This is a genomic window from Mycolicibacterium madagascariense, assembly GCF_010729665.1.
GTDB lineage: Bacteria > Actinomycetota > Actinomycetes > Mycobacteriales > Mycobacteriaceae > Mycobacterium > Mycobacterium madagascariense.
In genome coordinates, this window is record NZ_AP022610.1 from 2,460,508 (window position 1) to 2,478,690 (window position 18,183).

At 69.5% G+C, this 18,183-nt stretch carries 21 protein-coding genes; 6 read left to right on the top strand and 15 right to left on the bottom strand.

The features are described 5' to 3' along the window. Positions 1-1,914 carry a 1-deoxy-D-xylulose-5-phosphate synthase gene (dxs, locus tag G6N60_RS11735; protein WP_163736930.1) on the top strand — a complete coding sequence of 638 codons (1,914 nt, stop codon included), beginning with the start codon at positions 1-3 and terminating at the stop codon, positions 1,912-1,914. On the opposite strand, the gene G6N60_RS11740 is transcribed toward dxs, so the two are convergent. Both G6N60_RS11740 and G6N60_RS11745 read right to left on the bottom strand, forming a co-directional pair. Continuing rightward, positions 1,911-3,218, bottom strand: coding sequence for an HRDC domain-containing protein (locus G6N60_RS11740; protein WP_163736933.1), 1,308 nt, complete (start codon positions 3,216-3,218; stop codon positions 1,911-1,913). The genes dxs and G6N60_RS11740 overlap by 4 nt on opposite strands. Position 3,219: 1 nt before the next feature. Further along, a complete protein-coding gene (locus tag G6N60_RS11745) occupies positions 3,220-3,801 on the bottom strand; it encodes a DUF3000 domain-containing protein (RefSeq protein ID WP_163736935.1) in 582 nt (193 codons plus the stop codon). Positions 3,802-3,879: 78 nt separating this feature from the next. Here G6N60_RS11745 and hemE point away from each other — a divergent pair, with 78 nt between their 5' ends. Genes hemE through hemQ form a run of 3 tightly spaced genes read left to right on the top strand, consistent with a single transcriptional unit; the run spans position 3,880 to position 6,991 of the window. Beyond that, positions 3,880-4,941 carry a uroporphyrinogen decarboxylase gene (hemE, locus tag G6N60_RS11750; RefSeq protein WP_163743829.1) on the top strand — a complete coding sequence of 354 codons (1,062 nt, stop codon included), beginning with the start codon at positions 3,880-3,882 and terminating at the stop codon, positions 4,939-4,941. Continuing rightward, complete coding sequence (locus tag G6N60_RS11755) at positions 4,938-6,293, top strand: protoporphyrinogen oxidase (protein ID WP_163736939.1); 1,356 nt, start codon at positions 4,938-4,940, stop codon at positions 6,291-6,293. Before hemE ends, G6N60_RS11755 begins: the two co-directional genes overlap by 4 nt. A 5-nt stretch (positions 6,294-6,298) precedes the next feature. Further along, the gene (gene hemQ / locus G6N60_RS11760; RefSeq protein WP_163736943.1) at positions 6,299-6,991 is read left to right on the top strand and encodes a hydrogen peroxide-dependent heme synthase; all 693 of its coding nucleotides are present in this window, start codon (positions 6,299-6,301) and stop codon (positions 6,989-6,991) included. Between the two features lie 73 nt (positions 6,992-7,064). Here hemQ and msrB read toward each other — a convergent pair whose 3' ends face one another. From msrB to G6N60_RS11780, 4 genes are read right to left on the bottom strand one after another with little or no spacing between them, the layout of a single operon-like run. Continuing rightward, positions 7,065-7,487 carry a peptide-methionine (R)-S-oxide reductase MsrB gene (gene msrB / locus G6N60_RS11765; RefSeq protein ID WP_163736946.1) on the bottom strand — a complete coding sequence of 141 codons (423 nt, stop codon included), beginning with the start codon at positions 7,485-7,487 and terminating at the stop codon, positions 7,065-7,067. Continuing rightward, on the bottom strand, positions 7,484-8,770 hold the full coding sequence (gene aftC / locus G6N60_RS11770) for an arabinofuranan 3-O-arabinosyltransferase (RefSeq protein ID WP_163736949.1): 1,287 nt from the start codon (positions 8,768-8,770) through the stop codon (positions 7,484-7,486). The genes msrB and aftC overlap by 4 nt, the downstream gene beginning before the upstream one ends. Positions 8,771-8,791: 21 nt before the next feature. Continuing rightward, entirely contained in the window at positions 8,792-10,366 is a 1,575-nt protein-coding gene (locus G6N60_RS11775; RefSeq protein ID WP_163736952.1) for an alpha/beta hydrolase, read from the bottom strand. Between the two features lie 48 nt (positions 10,367-10,414). Then, positions 10,415-11,209 carry a pyrimidine reductase family protein gene (locus G6N60_RS11780; RefSeq protein WP_163736955.1) on the bottom strand — a complete coding sequence of 265 codons (795 nt, stop codon included), beginning with the start codon at positions 11,207-11,209 and terminating at the stop codon, positions 10,415-10,417. A 25-nt stretch (positions 11,210-11,234) separates the two neighbouring features. On the opposite strand from G6N60_RS11780, the gene zapE reads away from it, so the two are divergent. Next, complete coding sequence (gene zapE, locus G6N60_RS11785) at positions 11,235-12,269, top strand: cell division protein ZapE (protein WP_163736958.1); 1,035 nt, start codon at positions 11,235-11,237, stop codon at positions 12,267-12,269. Here zapE and G6N60_RS11790 read toward each other — a convergent pair. The 8 genes from G6N60_RS11790 to G6N60_RS11825 all read right to left on the bottom strand — a co-directional run bounded on the left by G6N60_RS11790 (position 12,266) and on the right by G6N60_RS11825 (position 15,782). Next, positions 12,266-12,811: a GNAT family N-acetyltransferase gene (locus G6N60_RS11790; protein WP_163736962.1), complete on the bottom strand. Its 546-nt coding sequence runs from the start codon at positions 12,809-12,811 to the stop codon at positions 12,266-12,268. The two genes, zapE and G6N60_RS11790, sit on opposite strands and share 4 nt — an antisense overlap. Next, positions 12,796-13,296 (bottom strand): hypothetical protein, encoded by a 501-nt coding sequence (locus G6N60_RS11795; RefSeq protein ID WP_179969680.1) that lies wholly within the window; start codon positions 13,294-13,296, stop codon positions 12,796-12,798. The genes G6N60_RS11790 and G6N60_RS11795 overlap by 16 nt, the downstream gene beginning before the upstream one ends. 47 nt (positions 13,297-13,343) lie before the next feature. Beyond that, on the bottom strand, positions 13,344-13,766 hold the full coding sequence (locus G6N60_RS11800) for a PPOX class F420-dependent oxidoreductase (RefSeq protein ID WP_163736968.1): 423 nt from the start codon (positions 13,764-13,766) through the stop codon (positions 13,344-13,346). Between the two features lie 28 nt (positions 13,767-13,794). Next, the gene (locus G6N60_RS11805) at positions 13,795-14,271 is read right to left on the bottom strand and encodes an SRPBCC family protein (RefSeq protein WP_163736971.1); all 477 of its coding nucleotides are present in this window, start codon (positions 14,269-14,271) and stop codon (positions 13,795-13,797) included. Positions 14,272-14,335: 64 nt separating this feature from the next. Continuing rightward, positions 14,336-14,836: an Rv1352/Rv1906c domain-containing protein gene (locus G6N60_RS11810; protein ID WP_163736974.1), complete on the bottom strand. Its 501-nt coding sequence runs from the start codon at positions 14,834-14,836 to the stop codon at positions 14,336-14,338. Between the two features lie 48 nt (positions 14,837-14,884). Continuing rightward, positions 14,885-15,124 (bottom strand): hypothetical protein, encoded by a 240-nt coding sequence (locus tag G6N60_RS11815; protein ID WP_163736977.1) that lies wholly within the window; start codon positions 15,122-15,124, stop codon positions 14,885-14,887. A 134-nt stretch (positions 15,125-15,258) separates the two neighbouring features. After that, complete coding sequence (locus G6N60_RS11820; RefSeq protein ID WP_163736981.1) at positions 15,259-15,429, bottom strand: CsbD family protein; 171 nt, start codon at positions 15,427-15,429, stop codon at positions 15,259-15,261. Between the two features lie 113 nt (positions 15,430-15,542). Next, positions 15,543-15,782, bottom strand: coding sequence for a hypothetical protein (locus tag G6N60_RS11825; protein WP_163736984.1), 240 nt, complete (start codon positions 15,780-15,782; stop codon positions 15,543-15,545). A gap of 1,224 nt (positions 15,783-17,006) precedes the next feature. On the opposite strand from G6N60_RS11825, the gene G6N60_RS11830 reads away from it, so the two are divergent. Further along, complete coding sequence (locus tag G6N60_RS11830; RefSeq protein WP_163736987.1) at positions 17,007-17,345, top strand: DUF732 domain-containing protein; 339 nt, start codon at positions 17,007-17,009, stop codon at positions 17,343-17,345. Between the two features lie 443 nt (positions 17,346-17,788). Here G6N60_RS11830 and G6N60_RS11835 read toward each other — a convergent pair whose 3' ends face one another. After that, the gene (locus G6N60_RS11835) at positions 17,789-18,124 is read right to left on the bottom strand and encodes a YnfA family protein (RefSeq protein WP_163736990.1); all 336 of its coding nucleotides are present in this window, start codon (positions 18,122-18,124) and stop codon (positions 17,789-17,791) included. Positions 18,125-18,183: the final 59 nt, after the last annotated feature.

An 18,183-nucleotide genomic window follows, 5' to 3' on the forward strand; every position in this document is an offset into this window, starting at 1 on the left:
ATGCTTTCTCAGATCCGCGGTCCCGCAGATCTTCAGCACCTGTCGCAATCAGAGATGACGGACCTCGCGGCCGAGATCCGCGACTTCCTCATCCACAAGGTTGCTGCCACGGGCGGGCACCTGGGCCCCAACCTGGGCGTCGTCGAGCTGACGCTGGCGCTGCACCGGGTGTTCGACTCCCCGCACGATCCGATCATCTTCGACACCGGCCACCAGGCCTACGTCCACAAGATGCTCACCGGACGCTGCCCCGACTTCGACAACCTGCGCAAGAAGGGTGGCCTGTCGGGCTACCCGTCGCGCAGCGAGAGCGAGCACGACTGGGTGGAGTCGAGCCACGCCAGCACCGCGCTGTCCTACGCTGACGGGCTGGCCAAGGCGTTCGAGCTCAGTGGCCACCGCAACCGACACGTCGTCGCGGTGGTCGGCGACGGTGCGCTGACCGGCGGAATGTGCTGGGAGGCGCTCAACAACATCGCCGCGTCGCGGCGGCCCGTGATCATCGTCGTCAACGACAACGGCCGCAGCTATGCGCCCACCATCGGCGGCTTCGCCGACCACCTCGCCGGCCTGCGGCTGCAACCCGGGTACGAGCGGTTGCTGGAGGAGGGTCGCAAGGCCATCCGCGGCGTACCCCTCATCGGCGAGATGTGCTACCAGTGCATGCACAGCGTCAAGGCGGGCCTGAAGGACGCCCTCGCGCCGCAGGTGATGTTCACCGATCTCGGCTTGAAGTACGTCGGCCCCATCGACGGCCACGACGAGCATGCGGTGGAGGCGGCGCTGCGCCATGCCCGCGGCTTCAACGCGCCGGTGATCGTGCACGTCGCGACCCGCAAGGGCATGGGCTACGGACCCGCCGAATCCGACGAGGCCGAACAGATGCACTCGACGGGGATCATCGACCCGCAGACCGGGCTCGCGACCTCCGTCGCCGCGCCGGGGTGGACGTCGGTGTTCTCCGACGAGCTGATCAAGAGGGCGGCCAAGCGTCGCGACGTCGTGGCGATCACCGCCGCGATGCCGGGACCCACGGGGCTGTCCGCCTTCCGCACGCGGTTCCCGGATCGCTTCTTCGACGTCGGCATCGCCGAGCAGCACGCCATGACGTCGGCCGCCGGGCTGGCGATGGGCGGGATGCACCCGGTGGTGGCGATCTATTCGACGTTCCTGAACCGCGCCTTCGACCAGATCATGATGGACGTCGCACTGCACGGACTGCCCGTGACGATGGTGCTCGACCGGGCCGGCGTGACCGGCCCCGACGGCGCCAGCCACAACGGCGTCTGGGACATGTCGCTGCTCAACATCGTGCCCGGCATGCGCGTGGCGGCCCCTCGCGACGCCGCCCGCCTGCGGGAGACCCTGGGGGAGGCGCTCGACGTCGCCGACGGACCGACCGCGATCCGGTTCCCCAAGGGCGACGTCGGCGAGGACATCCCGGCCGTCGAACGTCGTGACGGCGTCGACGTGCTCGCCGCACCCGCCGACGGGTTGTGCGAGGACGTCCTGCTGGTGGCCATCGGGTCGTTCGCCTCGATGGCGCTGTCTGTGGCCGAGCGGCTACGCAATCAGGGCATCGGCGTCACCGTGGTCGACCCGCGCTGGGTGCTACCGGTGCCGGACGTGCTGAGTTCCCTTGCGCTGCGGCACAAGCTGGTCGTCACGATCGAGGACCACGGGGTCAACGGTGGAATCGGGGCCGCGGTGTCGTCGGCCCTGCGGCGCCGCGACATCGACGTGCCGTGCCGCGACGTCGGGGTGCCCCAGGAATTCCAGGCCCACGCCTCGCGCAGCGAGGTGCTCGCCGACATCGGGCTCACCGAGCAGAACGTCGCGCGCCAGATCACCGGCTGGGTGGCCGCCCTCGGCAGCCCGCTCGGCGAATCGCAGGTCACCGACCGCGTCGACTAGTTCGCCGGCTCGGGCTCCTCGGCCTGCGGGACCGCGCGGGGCGTCGTCAGGGCCTCGGCGATGACCGGTACCGTCAGCTCGCGCTGCCACGGTCGGGCGCCCGCTTCGGCGAGGAACGCGTCGACCACCGCCGCGGTGTCGGAGACCGGCTGCCAGTCCCACACCAGCCTGCGCACCAGTTCCGGGGTCAGCAGGTTCTCCGTCGGCACCGAAACCCGTTGCGACAGTTCATTGAGACCGGCGCGGACGGCCTCGAGCAGCTCGGCCGCCTCGGGCTTGCGTCGGCTCCAGCGCACCGCGGGCGGCGGACCGGTGACCGGCTCGGAGGCCTTCGGCAGGTCGGTGGTGCTCCGCGCCCGGGCCAGAGCGTCGAGCCAGACGCCGGCGCTTCGACGCTGACGCGAACCACCGAAGACGGGCAGTGCCACCAATTCGTCCACGGTCTTCGGGTCGGCGGTGGCGGCGTTGATGATGGCGGCGTCGGGCAGGATGCGGCCCGGGGCGATGTCGCGGCGCTGGGCGATCGTGTCGCGTGTCGACCACAGTTCGCGCACCGCCGCGAGCGTCCGCGGACTCTTCACCTTGTGGATACCCGAGGTCTTGCGCCAGCGGTCCCGCCGGGTCGGGGCGGCGACGTACGTCCGCAGGTGCTCGAATTCCTCTGCCGCCCAACGGGTCTTGCCCTGTGCCTCCAACTCGGCGGCGACCGCGTCACGCAACTCCAGCAGGACCTCGACGTCGAGGGCGGCGTAGTTCAACCAGTCCGCCGGCAGCGGCCGCTTGGACCAGTCCGCGGCGCCGTGCCCCTTCACCAGGTGCAGGCCCAGCAGCCGCTGGACCATCGCGGCCAGGTTGACCCGGTCGAAGCCGGCGAGGCGGCCGCCGAGTTCGGTGTCGTACAACCGCGGGGGCACCATGCCAAGCTCGGCCAGACACGGCAGATCTTGGTCGGCGGCGTGCAGGATCCACTCGTCGGTGTCGAGGACGTCGGCCAGCGGCGCCATCACCATCAGCGGATCCTCGCCGTGGTTGACGGGGTCGATGAGCACCGTGCCCGCCCCGGCGCGCCGGATCTGGATCAGGTAGGCCCGGTTGGAGTAGCGGAAGCCCGACGCCCGTTCGGCGTCGATGGCGAACGGGCCCTCGCCGGCGACCAGGAACTCGGCGGCCGCGAGGATCTGATCGGCGGTGACGGCCACCTCGGGCACGCCGTCGGCGGGGGCCAGCAGCGGGGTGGGTTCGGGTTCCCGTTCGTCGTGCTCGCTCGTCGCGCCGGCGGCCTCGGCTTCCACGCCGTCGGTCATGTCACGCGCGCGTACGGGCGCCGAGGTCGGTGACCCCGGCGGGTGGGAGACCCGCGGCGTGCTCCAGCACCTCGCAGAAGGCCTGCACGTGGGGTCCCAGTTCCAGGTTGGTCGCCGTCCACGACGCGCGCAGTTCCAGCTGATGCGCCCGCGGCGGTCCGGAGATGTCGCCGTAGCGCACCGACGTCGTCGCGGTGACGGTCCCGCCCAGTGCGGTGACGTGCTCCTGGTGGGCGGCCAGCGCGTCGACGAGCCAGCTCCACGCCACCTCGGGGAGCAGCGGGTCCACCGCCTCGGAGGAGTCGAGGTCGGCCTGGATGTAGGCGACCAGGCGCATCGTCCCGTCCCACGCCTCGGCGCCCTCGGGATCGTGCAGGAGGATCAGCCGGCCGAACGCGTCGCCCTCGGATCGCTCCGGGACGATGGCCGTCTCGGGGTGGCGGACCTCCGCGCCGAGCGCGTAGCTGTAGGGCGCCAGGCGCTGCGGCGGCCGGATCGGACCGAGCTCGATCTCGGGACGGACGGTGGCGGCGTTCATTGCCTCCACCGCGGCCCGGAACTGAGCCGGCTCGACCGTGGTCATGGGGTTTGACGCTAGTCGATCGGGGCAGGGGGCAGCGAAGGCGCGCCGTAGCGTCGCTACATGGCAGCATGGGAGGCGATGAGTACCCGTCGTGACCTGCCCGAGTCGCCGTATCTGACCGCCGCCGCAGGCCGCAAGCCGACCCGCGTGCCCGTGTGGTTCATGCGCCAGGCGGGCCGCTCCCTTCCCGAGTACCGGGCGCTGCGGGCGAAGAACACCATGATGCAGGCCTGCTTCGACGCCGAGCTGATCACCGAGATCACGCTGCAGCCGGTGCGCCGGCACGGCGTGGACGCGGCGATCCTGTTCTCCGACATCGTCGTTCCGCTGCGGGCGTCGGGCATCGACGTCGACATCGTGCCCGACGTGGGGCCGGTGATCGCGCACCCGGTGCGCACGGCCGCGGACGTCGCGACGGTGCGGCCCCTGGACCGCGACCGGGTCGCGCCGGTCGCGCAGGCCGTCTCCCTGCTGGTGGCCGCGCTGGGCGAGGTCCCCCTGATCGGCTTCGCCGGCGCGCCGTTCACGCTGGCCTCCTATCTGGTGGAGGGCGGACCCAGCCGCAACCACGAACGCACCAAGGCGATGATGCTCGGCGAGCCCGAGGTGTGGCACGCACTCATGACCGCGCTGACCGACGTCACCATCGGCTTCCTGCAGACCCAGCTCGACGCGGGCGTCGACGCCATCCAGCTGTTCGACTCGTGGGCGGGCACGCTGTCCCTGGCCGACTACCGCACGTACGTGTTGCCGCACAGCGCGCGGGTGTTCGAGACGCTGGCCGGTGAGGGCGTGCCGATGACGCACTTCGGGGTGGGCACCGCCGAACTGCTCGGCGCGATGAGCGAGGCCGTGTCGGTCGGTGAGCACCCCGTGGTCGGCGTGGACTGGCGCACCTCGCTGACCGACGCCGCGGCACGGGTGCGCCCCGGGGTCGCGCTGCAGGGCAACCTCGACCCCGTGGTGTTGCTGGCGGGCTGGCCGGTCGTCGAGCGCGCGGTGCGCAGCGTCGTCGACGACGGTCGCCGTGCCATCGACGCGGGCGCGACGGGTCACGTGTTCAACCTGGGACACGGGGTGCTGCCGCCCACCGATCCCGGCATCGTCACCGAGACGGTCGCGCTGGTGCACTCGTTGTGACTGGCCGGTATTGCGTTGTCGGCGGTGGCATCTCGGGTCTGGTCGCTGCCTACCGACTTCGTCTCGCCGCCGGGCCCGACGCGTCGATCACGCTGTTCGATCCCGCCGATCGACTCGGCGGAGTACTGCGTACCGAACGCGTCGGCGGCCAGCTGGTCGACGTGGGGGCCGAGGCGTTCATCGCCCGTCGACCCGAGGTACCGGCGTTGCTGGCCGAGCTGGGTCTCGCCGGCCGCCAGGTCGGCACGACGGGCGTGCGGCCGCTGATCTACAGCCAGCGGCGGCTGCATGCCATGCCCGTCGGCACGCTGCAGGGCATTCCCGCGCAACCGTCGTCGCTCGTGGGCCTCGTCGACGACGCGACGATCGCCAGGATCGCCGGCGAGCGGTCGCGGCCCCTGGCGTGGCACACCGGGGCCGACCCCACGGTCGCCGAGCTGGTCGGTGACCGCTTCGGTGAGCAGGTCGTCACCCGCTCGGTCGACCCGCTGCTGGGCGGGGTGTACGCCGGATCGTCGAGCACCATCGGATTGCGTTCGGCGCTACCGACGTTGGCGGCTGCGCTGGATCGTGGTGCGCGCAGCCTGACCGACGCCGTGCGCGACGTGCTCCCGCCGCCGACGGGAGGGTCGGTGTTCGGCGCCCTCGACGGCGGTTACGACGTGCTGCTGGAGGCCTTGGTCCGCCGCGCCGACGTCGAGTGGGCGCGCGTCGCCGTGCAGCGCGTCGAGCGGGGGACGGCCGGGTGGAACCTCGTCGACGACGAGGGTGTCCGCTGGCCCGCCGACGCCGTCGTGCTCGCCGTTCCCGCGCCGCGGTTGCCGCGGCTGATCGAGGGCGTCGCCCCCACCTCCGCGGCGGCCGCGCGGCGCATCCCGGTCGCGTCGTCGGCGCTGGTGATCCTCGCGCTACCCGGCGGCACGCCACTGCCGGAGAACTCCGGTGTGCTGGTGGCCGCGGGGGAGGCGCTGCACGCCAAGGCGATGACGCTGACGTCGCGCAAGTGGGGTCGGCGCGGCAATGCCGAGTTGGTCCGGCTGTCCTTCGGCCGGTTCGGTGACGCGGTCGCGCGCAACGTCGGCGACGACGACCTGCTCGCATGGGCCTGCGCTGATCTCGCCACGGTGTTCGGCATCGACTGCGACCCCGTCGACTGCCGGGTGCAGCGGTGGATCGACGCGCTGCCGCAGTACGGGCCCGGGCACGCGCACCTCGCCGCGGAGGTCCGGGCCGGGCTGCCGCCGACGCTGGCCGTGGCCGGGGCGTATCTGGACGGCATCGGCGTGCCCGCGTGCGTGGCGTCGGGCAGCCGGGCGGCGGCGGCGCTGACCGGGGCCGGCGTGGCACGATAGGTCACATGGCCAAGCTCGACTACGACGCCCTCAACTCGATGACGCGCTACATGATGATCTCGGTGTTCTCGGTGCAGCCGGACGCGTTGGGCGACGAGCGGGCCGCCGTCGTCGACGACACCGCGACGTTCCTCAAGCAGCAGGAGGAGAACGGCGTCGTCGTGCGCGGCCTCTACGACGTGGCGGGTTTCCGCGCCGACGCCGACTTCATGCTGTGGACCCACGCCGAACGCGTCGAGGACCTGCAAGCTACCTACCGCGCGTTCCGGCGGACGTCGCTGGGTCAGGCGAGCGACCCGGTGTGGAGCGTGGTGGCGCTGCACCGCCCCGCGGAGTTCAACAAGAGCCACGTGCCGGCGTTCATCGCCGGCGAGGCACCTGGTGACTACGTCTGCGTGTACCCGTTCGTGCGTTCGCTGGAGTGGTACCTGCTGCCCGATGACGAGCGCCGCAAGATGCTCGTCGAGCACGGCATGGCGGGCCGCGAGTACCCGGACGTGCGCGCGAATACGGTGCCCGCGTTCGCCCTCGGCGACTACGAGTGGATTTTGGCGTTCGAGGGGCCCGACCTCGGCCGCATCGTCGAGCTGATGTGGAAGCTGCGTTACACCGACGCCCGTCGCCACGTCCGCGAGGAGACCCCGTTCTTCACGGGTCCCCGCGTGGGTGTCGAGGAGCTCGTCGCCCGTCTGCCCTGATTTCTCTCGCGCGAGCAGACGTAAATGGCCCTCGATGAGCCCATTTCAGGGCCGTTTGCGTCTGCTCGCGGGATCAACCGGTGGCCGGGACCAACCGTAGGCAAATTGAGTTGATGCAGTAGCGCTGATCGGTCGGAGTGGGGTAGCCCTCTCCTTCGAAGACGTGACCGAGGTGGCTATGGCAGTTGGCGCACAACACCTCGACGCGATGCATGCCGCCGGAGTCGTCGGAGCGCAGGACGACGGCGTCGGAATCGGCCGGGTCGAAGAACGACGGCCAGCCGCAATGGGATTCGAACTTCTCCGTGCTACGGAAGAGCTCGGCCCCGCAGGCGCGGCACTCGTAGACACCCGTGGTCTTGGTGTCGGTGTACTCACCGGTGAAGGGACGCTCGGTGCCTGCCTGACGCAACACGGCGAACTCCTGCGGCGTCAACTTCTGGCGCCATTCGTCGTTGGTCAGCTGAACCTTGGCTCGTGGGCTGGGGGCCGTCATACCCCAACGCTAGCGCGGTCCCGCGCCGTCGTCATCCACGGCGGATCGAGGCCGCGGTCGAGGCGGCCCTCGCCCTTGGCGTCGAGGTAGCGGAAGTACAGCACGCAGAACACCACGACGAGCATCAGCGACCAGCCGTAGGTGATCTTCATGTACTCCAGGTACCGCCCCGTGCTGACCCAGTAGATGAGCAGCCAGCGGTCCATGGTCATGAAGCCGTAGATCGCGAGCCACGCCACCCAGTTGCGCAGCACCGAGTTGGGCAGCACCACCGTCATGAGGAACGGGAACAGCATCATCGAGTAGTAGGCCTGGCCGAGGGAGAGCACCAGGAACGAGGCCACCAGCAGCACACCCGAGGACGTCAGCATCCAGAACATCGGGTCGCGCTCGCGGTAGTACCGGTAGAGCAGCCACAGGCTTCCGAGCGCGAGGAGCCCGAAGATGATGCGCAACACCAGGATCAGCCACACGGGGAGGCCGTAGTAGATGCCGTTGCCCTGGATCGAGCTGTTGAAGTAGTCACGGGTCGAGAAGATGTAGGGCACGGTCCGGCGGACGAAGTTCATCGGATCGCTGACCAGGGGCCAGGCGACCGCGTTAAAGAGCAGGGGCACGCCGATGGCGGTGACCAGTGCCCGCCACTGCCGATTCAGCAACGGCAGCAACAGCAGTGGCGCCAGCGAGGGTTTGATCACCAGGGTCAGACCGACCGCGACGCCCGCCAACCATTGGTGGCGCACCTTGCCGTCGAGCAGCCACCGGAAGAACAGCACCTCGCAGAACAGGATGCACCCGTTGACGTTGGTGAAGACCAGTGTGTTGGTGACGCTTTCGGTGCAGAACATGGCGAGCAGCAGGGCCGGGGCCGCGACCGAGGACAGCGCGTAGCCGAACAGCCGCAGCAGGAAGTACGCCGCCAGCACGATCGCGATGGTGTTGAACGTGATGAACCAGTACCGGGCCGCCGTGACCGGGAGGTAGCCGAACGGCGAGAGCAGCAACGTGCCACCCGGTGGGTACAGATAGTGCGGGTCCACCTGATCGAAGTGCTCGTTGTAGATGTCGAGGCCACGCTTGAAGTTGGTGACCGCGCGGTACACCGGCCCGAAGTCGTCGGTGATGTACCCGTTGGTGCCCAGCACGTAGCTGCGGTGGATCACCGAGACGAGGGCGATGGGCCACAGCGCCGATCGCAGGACGGACGCCGCGCTCTGCGGTGCGGTGCGGGGCCGGAAGGCCCTCAACAGGGTGTCTGGCAACGCCACCAGCGCACCGTACACCGGGTCTCTGACGCGTCTGCGCTAGGCAGGGCAGTACGTGTCGGTCTGGGGGACCTTCCCGGTCTTGAGGTAGGACTGCACGGGCGGGATCGCGCACGCCGAATAGATGCTGGCGCCGTGGCCGACGCCCTGCCACATGACTCGGCGGCTGTTCGCGCCGGCGTTGATGATCGTCGCCGCGACGGCGGCCACGCCCTCGTTGCCGACGATCGGGTCGTTCTGGACGCCGAGCAGCAGGACGGGAATCTTGAGGTTCTGCGGGTCCGGGGGCGTCGAACCACTGGGCCAGGCAAGGCAATTGACCAGATCGAGGGCGCCGACGGTGCCGAACTCCGGGTAGAGCTTGTTCCATTGCACGACCAGTTCGCGGACCCGGTCGGGCGTGGGCCGGTTGAGCGCATCGCTGCAGCCGTTGACGAACTGTCCGTCCGTCTTGCGCAGCGTCTCGACGTCGTTGACCAAGTCGTTGAGCTGGCTCGCGTCCCCGTTGCGGGCCGCGGCGAGGGTGCCCGCCAGCGCGTTGGTCGAGCTGACGAAGTCGCCGCGGGGAAACGCCAGCGCCGTGGCGATGGCGTCGGTGAGCGCGGCTACCGAGACCCCGCCCGGTCCGGCGCCCTGGCGGGCACTGGCCAGCAGCGCGTCGATCGCGCCCTTGGGGTCGGGGCCCAGGGGGCAGTTCGACGCCACGCACTGCCCGACGAACGCGTCGAGCGCGGCCTGCTGGCCCTTGACCTTCTGTTCGGCCCTCGCCTCGGCGGCGATGCCGAGCGGCAGCGGCGAGTCGAGCACGAGGCGCGACACCTTGTTCGGATGGGCCCCCGCGTAGGCGAGCGCCACCTGCGCGCCGTTGCCGACGCCGAGCAGCGCGATCGTGGGCACGTCCCACGTGCTGCGCAACCGCTCGAGATCCTCGGCGGCGTGGGCATTGTCGTAGGACGAGTCACCGGGTGCGATCGTGTCGGTGCAGTTGGTCGTGGCGGTCTGGACGATGGCGCTGAGGTTGGCCACGGGGTCGTCACCCGACGCGAACTGCGCCTGGTCGAGCATCTCCTGGCGGCTGAACAGGTCGCGGCAGTCCAGGCTGCCCGACAGGCCGAGGCCGCGGCGGTCGACGGCGACGACGGGGTTGGTCTTGAGCACGTCGAGACCGCCGTGGGTCAGCCATACCGGCAGCTGGTCTGACGAGGGCAGATCGGTTCCGGTCGTCATGACCAGTGGTCCCGCGGTGGGGGGCGTCGCGGCCGACTTCGCCCGGACCACCCCGATGCTGATCGTCCCCGTCGCCCCGTTGATCGGATCGAGGTCGGCGTCGTAACCGCCGCATTCGAGCGTCACGCCGGGCACGGCGGGGACGGCCGCCTGGCCGAACAGGCGCGCCGTGCAGTCGTGCCAGTTGAGCTTGTCGTCGTTCTTGGGGGCGTCGATCGGCGGCGGGCCGGCGGGGGCGGGGGTGCTCAGCGGGGCGCCCTGCGGGCCGGCGCCGGTGTCGGTGGCGAAGCGGGGATTGGCGGCCAGTCCCGGCGCGCAGCCGGCGAGCACGACGGCCGCCACGGCGGGCAGGCAGAGGGCCCTGAGTAGCTGATGGCGCCGACGCATGCCGACCACACTAGCGATCATCGAGCGGCGTCCCGTCCAGCTGCCGGCTCACTCGTCCTTGACGTAGCGCGTGTAGAGGTAGCCCTCGTCGTCGCTCAACAGGTGGCTGCGTCGCATCCGGGTGTGCGCCTCGCCCGAGCCGGCGGCGATGCGCCGGGCCTGCCCGCCGACGAGGACCGGCGCGATCGTCATGCACAGCTCGTCGAGCAGCTCGTTCTCGATGAGGAGGCTGATGATCCCCGGACCGCCCTCGCAGAGCACGCGTCGCAGGCCGCGTTCAGCCAGCGTCGCGAGGACGACGCCGACGTCGACCCGGTCGGAATGGGCGCCCGAGGCATCGATCACCTCGGCCACCGCGGCGAAGCGGCTGCGCGCGTCCTCGACGCTGTCGCGGGACGTCACGATCAGCGGGGGCACCTCGGTGCGGGTGAAGATCTTGGCGTCGTGCTCGAAGTCGGCGCCGTGGGTGATGACGGCGATCGGCGGCAGCTCGGCCTGCCCGCGTTGCTGACGCTCCCGGCGCTCGGCCAGCGACATCTGTGCGCCGGAGTAGTTCTCGATGCGCACGGTCGACGCGCCGACCAGGATGACGTCGGCCTCCTGGCGCATGCGGGAGAACAGCGCCTTGTCGCCGGGGCCCGCCAGCCCGCCCGACTTCCCGTCGTCGGTGGCCCCGCCGTCGAGGCTGGCGATCATGTTGGCGCGCACCCAGCAGCGGTCGAGGTCCTGCGGGTAGGAGTAGAACGCGGCCAACCGCGCGTCGTCGTCGGTGTCGAACGCGCTCCCCGCGGGACCCAGCGCTGTGAGCTCGGTCGCAGCATCGGCATCGGACACGTAGACCATTGCAGCACGTCGCTACAGTGCCCTCATGTCTGGGGCCAACGGCGTCGATCATCTGACCGATCGGCATCCGAAGGTGACCCCGGAGCGACTCGTCGAGGCGCTGGTGCCCCCGCCCACGTTCGCCGACGTCAGCTTCGACTCCTACCGGCCCGATCCGGCCGAGCCAACGCAGACGGCGGCCGTGAGTTCGTGTCGGGCGTTCTGCGACGAGGCGGTGCAGCGCCGGGCGGGGAAGAAGAAGTTGTTCGGCAAGCGCGAGGTGCTGCCGGGAGTGGGGCTGTACCTCGACGGCGGCTTCGGCGTCGGCAAGACCCACCTGCTCGCCTCGACGTACTACACGCTGGCCGGGGCGAATGCCGGCCCCGCCGCGTTCGCCACCTTCGGGGAGTTGACCCAGTTGGCCGGGGTGTTCGGGTTCGTCGAATGCATCGACCTGCTCGCCGACTACGTCGTGGTCTGCATCGACGAGTTCGAGCTCGACGACCCGGGCAACACGACCCTGATCTCGCGACTGCTGTCCGCCCTCGTCGAGCGGGGCGTGTCCATCGCGGCGACGTCGAACACGCTGCCCGAGCAGCTCGGCGAGGGCCGGTTCGCCGCGCAGGACTTCCTGCGCGAGATCAACACGCTCGCAGCGATATTCACGACCGTCCGGATCGAGGGTCCGGACTACCGGCACCGCGATCTGCCACCCGCGCCGGTGCCCCCGTCCGACGACGAGGTGCGTGCCGAGGCCGCGGACCGGGCGGGTGCGACCCTCGACGACTTCGACGCGCTCTGTGCACACCTGGCGACGATGCACCCCTCGCGGTATCAAGCGCTGATCGACGGCGTGACCGAGGTGTTCATCACCGGAGTGCACCGGCTCGACGATCAGAGCGTCGCGCTACGGCTGGTGGCGCTGACCGACCGGCTGTACGACGCGGGGATCCCGGTGGTCGCGTCCGGCGCCAAGCTGGACACCGTGTTCGGCGAGGAGATGCTGGCCGGCGGCTTTCGCAAGAAGTACCTGCGGGCGACGTCACGACTGCTCGCGCTGACCGCGGCCGGCGGCCACTAGGGGGTCAGCGGGGACACCATCACGTAGTCGTCCTCGACGCGGCCGCCGAGCCGAAACGTCTTGGTGCCGCGGACGGCGAAGCCGTGCTTGGCGTAGAACCGTTGTGCGCGTTGGTTTTCCTGGTTGACGCCGAGCCAGACGCACGCCGCGCCGAGGGTGCGGGCCACGTCGAGGGCCGCGGTCATCAGCTGAGCCGAGACACCGGCGCCGTGACCGTCGGGCAGCACGTACATCTTGGACAGCTCGACGGCGGGCCGCAGGGGCACGGCCGACTGCACGTCGGCGTCGTCGACGACACCGCGAATCAGCATGGCGTACCCCATGATTCGCCCGTCGATGCGGGCGACGAGCACGGTGCGCTGCGGGTCGGCGAGGTAGTCGCGAAACGCGTCCGCCGAGAGCTGGGAGGCGATGAACGCCGCGACGTCGTCGGCGGGCGCCGCGGGAGGGCAGGCGAGGGGAAAGGTGCGGGCGGCGACGTCGGCCAGTTCGAGGAGATCGGCCTCGCCCGCCGGGCTGACGTCCGTCAGGTGAGATTCCACTGGGCCAGGTGCGTGCCGGTGACCTTGTCGAGCAGGTTCACGTTGGTGACCAGGTCGCGATAGACGTCCCAGTAGACGCCGCCGCTGACCGTCGTCCCGGGGGGAGCGTTCTGCAGCAGGGTGCGCAGGTCGTCGGGGACGTCGGTGTTGCGCGGCTTGTAGGCGTCGGCGATCGGCGTGACGCCCTCGAAGTCGAAGAACAGCGACGTGATGTAGGGGTTGGGCGCCTTGATGACGTGCACGGTGACGTCTGCCCGATACACCTGATAGCGGGGCCCGAGGGGGGCGCGGCCGAACCCGGGCGGCACGTCGACCAGGTTGACGCCGGTGACCGCGACGTCGGCGACGACGTTCATGTAGTCCACGTGCAGCACGTCGCCGAGTCTGCCGATGGGTGCTTCGGCGAGGGCGGTCGGCGTCGGCGCGACGAGAACCCCGGCCACCACGGCCGTCGTGGCGAGCAGGACTGTCAACCAGCGACGCATGCCTGGCATGATCGCACACCGCATCGGTGGGTACGGGCGGATCGACGTCAGGAGGCCCAGGGGCCGACGCCGCCCACGCGCTCGATGCGGATCCGGGTCAGCAGACCGGCCGGAGCGTTGGCGGGCGGGAAGTGCTCGCTGGACCCCAGCATCGCCTCGGCCAGCTCGGTGAGCAGTTCGGGCGCGCCGCCTTCGACGATCCGGGCGGTCCCGGTGACCGACAGGTACGGCCTCTGCTGCCCGGGTGGGGCCGAGCCGAGGATGGTGACCGCGACGCGACCGTCGCGGCGGATGTTGCGCGTCTTGCGGTACTCGCTGAGATGGGCGCTGACCAGTTCGTCGCCCTCGGGCGTCGACTGCAGCGCCACCCAGACCACCGACACCTGCGGGCTGCCGTCGGAGTTGATCGTGACGAGCGTGGCGTCGGCACCGTCGCCGATGAGGCCCCGTGCGGAATCGTCGAGTTTCACGAGAGGTGCTACGGCTTTCGCGAGGGTTTCATTCCCGCGGGTAGCCGCGGCGCACGGTGCGATCCAGGATGCCGAGGGTGCCGCGGAGCGCGCTCTCGGAGATGACGGGGAAGATCCCGGCGTCGCGCCACTTCTGGTCGATGTTGGACCAGTCGTAGAACGACGTCACCACGGTGTCGGCGCCGTCGGCCTCCAGCCGGTAGCCGTAGACGTGGCCGATCTGCGGCTTGATCTGACCTTCGATGGTCCATGCGATCAGCCGGTCCGGCTCGTAGTCGGTGATCGACACGGTGACGTCGTACTTGCCCATGGGGAAGTCGTTGAGCGCCTCGCGATCCATGTGCACCACGAACGAATCACCCACGGCCGTCACGGGTTTCCCGTCGGCGCTCTGCAGCATGCCGGTCGCGTCGATGGCGACGTGGCCCTGCGGGTCGCACAGGACGGAGAAGACGTCTGCCGGGGGTGCGGCGATCCGCCGCTGGACTTCGATGAGATCTGGCATGTCCTCGATGGTGTCAGACGCGGCGACCTCGCGGGTGCAGTCGCGTCAGAGCACTGTCGATCGCTCAGGGCGGGGGCGTCTGGCCGGACGCGGCTGCGCGCTGATTGAGCTGAGCCATGAATCCTTGGAGCTGCAGTCCGGCGAGGGCGGGGGCCACGCTGGGCGGCGGCGCCGCGTCGGTGGACAACTGCCACGGCTGGCAACCGTTGGTCTTGAAGGCCTTGTCCGTGGGATCGATCTGAACGGTCTGGGGCTTCTTGGACAACGCGTTGTCGATGGTCGCATCGTCAGGGTTGCTGGAACGCCGCCAGAAGCACGTGCCGTTTCCGACGGGGCCCGCCGAGGTGTAGATCCCGGGGGCGATGTCGGTGCCGACTGCATACGTTCCGTCGGCGTCGATGGTGGTCTTGGGAGCGGCGGGCGGGGGAGTCGGGGCCGCCGCGGCTGACGTGGCTGGCGCCGTTGGGGAGGCCGGGTCTGCCGGATCGGCGCTGGCGAGACCGGGCGCACTGCCCACCATGGAGACGGCGAGGGCCGACGCGGCCACCGTTCGGATCACCCACATGCCCAACAGCTTAGACGGTCTTCGGAAATGAGACCGCCTCGACAGCCGTCAGCTTTCGTAGCTCAGCACCGTCTCGTCGCGGTGGAGCATCTCCGTGGCGACCGCCACAGCGCCGGCCTGCGCGAGCGCCACCACGAGAACCGGCCAGGCTGCGCCGGCGACGAGGGCCAGGATCCGAGGATGCGGAGCGGGGTCGACCGCGGGCCGCAGGCGTTGGGAAATGGCGACGGCCAGGATCGATGTGACCACCCAGCCGCCGAGGTAGGCGTAGAGCAAGACGACTGACACTGGGCCCCCCGGTAAATAGTTCGCTGCGCGCAAACTTACCACGCCGTTAGTTTGACGTGCGTGTTTTACGGGTAGGAAACGCCGATCGGCCCGCCACCCAAATGGGCGACGGGCCGATCACGCGCGCACGGGTCTTACTTGAAGACGTCCTTGACCTTCTCGCCAGCGTCCTTGAGGTTGGCCTTGACCTGGTCAACCTTGCCTTCGTTCTCGGTCTCCTTGTCGCCGGTCGCCTTGCCAGCGGCTTCCTTGGCGTTTCCGCCGAGGTCTTCGACCTTGTTCTTCGCCTTGTCGAGAGCGCTCATGGATTTCAACTCCTCATATATCCCAGCGCGGTCGTCCGCACTCGACAGCGGTATGCCTCTTGGGGCGGAGTTCGAAACCCGTGAGTGCGCACTCACATGTTCTTCGAAGAGATCTAGGCGCCGGCCTTGACCGAGGGGACGGCCGAGGGAATGGCCAGAGTGCTGGCTGCGGTCTCGACGACCTCGGTGGGCGCCTGGGTGACGGTCGACCCGACGGTGGCCGCGGGAACGTTGGGTTGCTTGTACTGACCATCCAACGAGCTGTCGCCCGATCCGGACGCGCCGGCAAGGGGGGCGAGGGCGACGAGCGCAGCCGTGGCGGCCAGTCCGAACGCGAATGCGACCTTCTTCATGAGCGTCTCCTGAAACGTATCTGGTGTGGTTCTCAGTGTCGCCGTCACGGGGTGGTAGTAGCTGGATCGCACCTGGAAGTCCGTTGACAGTTCGATGGCGCGGACCGCACTCCACCGCAGCTCAGCGGGGGCATCGCCAGCGTCTTGCCAACCTAGGACGGGGCTGTGTGCCGACGATCGTTTGAGCGGTCGCCACCAACGCCACGTCGGTGGGTCGTTGACCGCGAGTCTCCGGTCAGGACGCTGCCAGCAGCCGGGCCAGCTCAGACGGTTGCGTGACGGCGACGCCGCGCTACCAGCTGCCTGTCAGGCGGGCGGGCCGTGGGCCTGTCGCTCGGCGGTGCCGCGTCCCTCTTCAGTTCGGGCGCCGCGTCCGTCGGCGGAGCGGCCCGGTGAACGGGCGGGGTCGAGAAGTCGAAGTACGTCGTGTGACACGACGGGCAGGACACGCTGTAGCGCAAGCCGCCGCCCTCGTTTGCTCCGAGTTCGTACACGAGCGCGGTCCGGCACTGTTCGCAGAGCCCCGCGTCCTCATTCGACGAGTGTGAATCTGTCGATTCGGTCATGTTCATCCCCCCATGCAGGCTGCGCGTGATCAGAGATTGCTGATCGAGCGAAGCCCCGAGATCCATGAAAGCACAGACTCTCAGGGATAGCCAGAAATAGACGATTGCGGTAATTATCCATATCTGGCAAACGCCACGGTTGATGGTGAAGGTGTGACGTCCGAGGTGGATGTGGTGGTCTCAGGCGGTGTGAGCCCTGCTAACGAGTTACTACCGCCACCGTGGATCGTCAGCCGTGGCAACCATTGGTCTTCGCGGCAATGGTCTTTGCGACGGGGACTTTCGGCGATGCCGTTCGGACAGCCGGCGACCCCGTCCTCGAGCCCACCGGATCGCGCTGGCGCCGCGACCTTGCCGCAAGCCGGCGGGGGTAGTCGACGGCAAAGACAGGTTTTGACTGAGACGGCCCGCGGTATGTGTCCGACGAGCCCCGCTGCTTTGTCGACGTGCAATCGCGAAGCAAGGCTCAGCGACGCCCCGCCGTGTGATGCGTTCAGACCAGAGCGCGCGGCGGGGCGTCGTCTCGAAGTATTGACCATCCCACCGACAAGGCGACAGAGCCGGTTTGCTACTCGACGCCTCGCTACAGGTGGGCGGTGCGGTCGATCCGGTTCGGGACCCTCGGGTAGCGCCTATCATGGCTACCGTGATGGCAACCATGAGACGAGTCGTGGCGGGGGCGTGCTGCGCAGTCGCGGGTGCGGTCGTCGTCGCCGCACCGGTGCTGGCGGCCCCGGCCACTCCGGCGCCGACGGTCGATCAAAAGCAGGACCTGTTCATGCAGTACCTCACCGACCACGGGGTGCCGTTCACCTCGAGGGCGCAGGCCCTGAGGCTCGCACAGTCCACGTGCTCGACGCTGGGCTCGTCGTCGCCGACGCGGGTGCAGGACGCCGCATCGGCGATCCAGAACGACATCAGCATGAGGCCCGAGCAGATGCAGCTCTTCGCGGGCGCGGCGACCACCGTCTTCTGTCCCACCGTCAAGATCTCGTAGACGGAGCAGCGGGCGACCCAAATCGCCTGTCCCGCAGGGAAATTGAGTGGCTCGTCGCGCGGGTTCGGGACGGTCAGTCGCGGTCGTTTCGTCGCCGGGTGAGCTCGATAATCGTGTGGGGCGTGCGAAACTTCCACGCGTGGCCACAGCGGCAGACGAATTCGCCGTAGCCCAGCGGGTAGACGTGATGCCCCCGGGCGCCATGATGGTCGGCGAGGGTGTTTCCAATCGGCCTTCGCGACATGCATCGATCTTCCTCCCGCAACCCACGTAGGGGATCGACGATTGCGGTGTCGAATTCGTGACGTCTCGCTCCGGCCCGGGCGGCGGTGCGGGCGAGGGTGCGCCGGATCGCCGTTGCCGGGGAGCGCTGGGGGTCAGCTCGTGTGTGGCAGAGCCCCGCTCCTGGGCGATACGCCTTGCGCCGCCAGACAATTGGTCGTTTAGATACCGCGTGGGGCGTACATGATGACGCCAACTCCGGCGAGGCAGATGAGAGCTCCGATGACGTCCCACCGGTCGGGACGATATCCGTCGAGGGCCATTCCCCAGAGCAGGGAGCCGGCGACGAAGATCCCGCCGTAGGCGGCGAGGATGCGGCCGAACTGCGCATCGGGTTGCAGGGTGGCGACGAACCCGTAGGCGCCCAGGGCGACGATGCCGGCGCCCATCCAGAGCCAGCCGCGGTGCTCGCGCACGCCCTGCCAGATGAGCCACGCTCCGCCGATCTCGGCGACGGCGGCGAGGACGAACAGCAGGATGGATCGCGCAACCGTCACTGTGCAGACCTCGCTGGGGTGTCGTTCGTGCGCGAGTACGTCGTCTCGAACGGGCGATC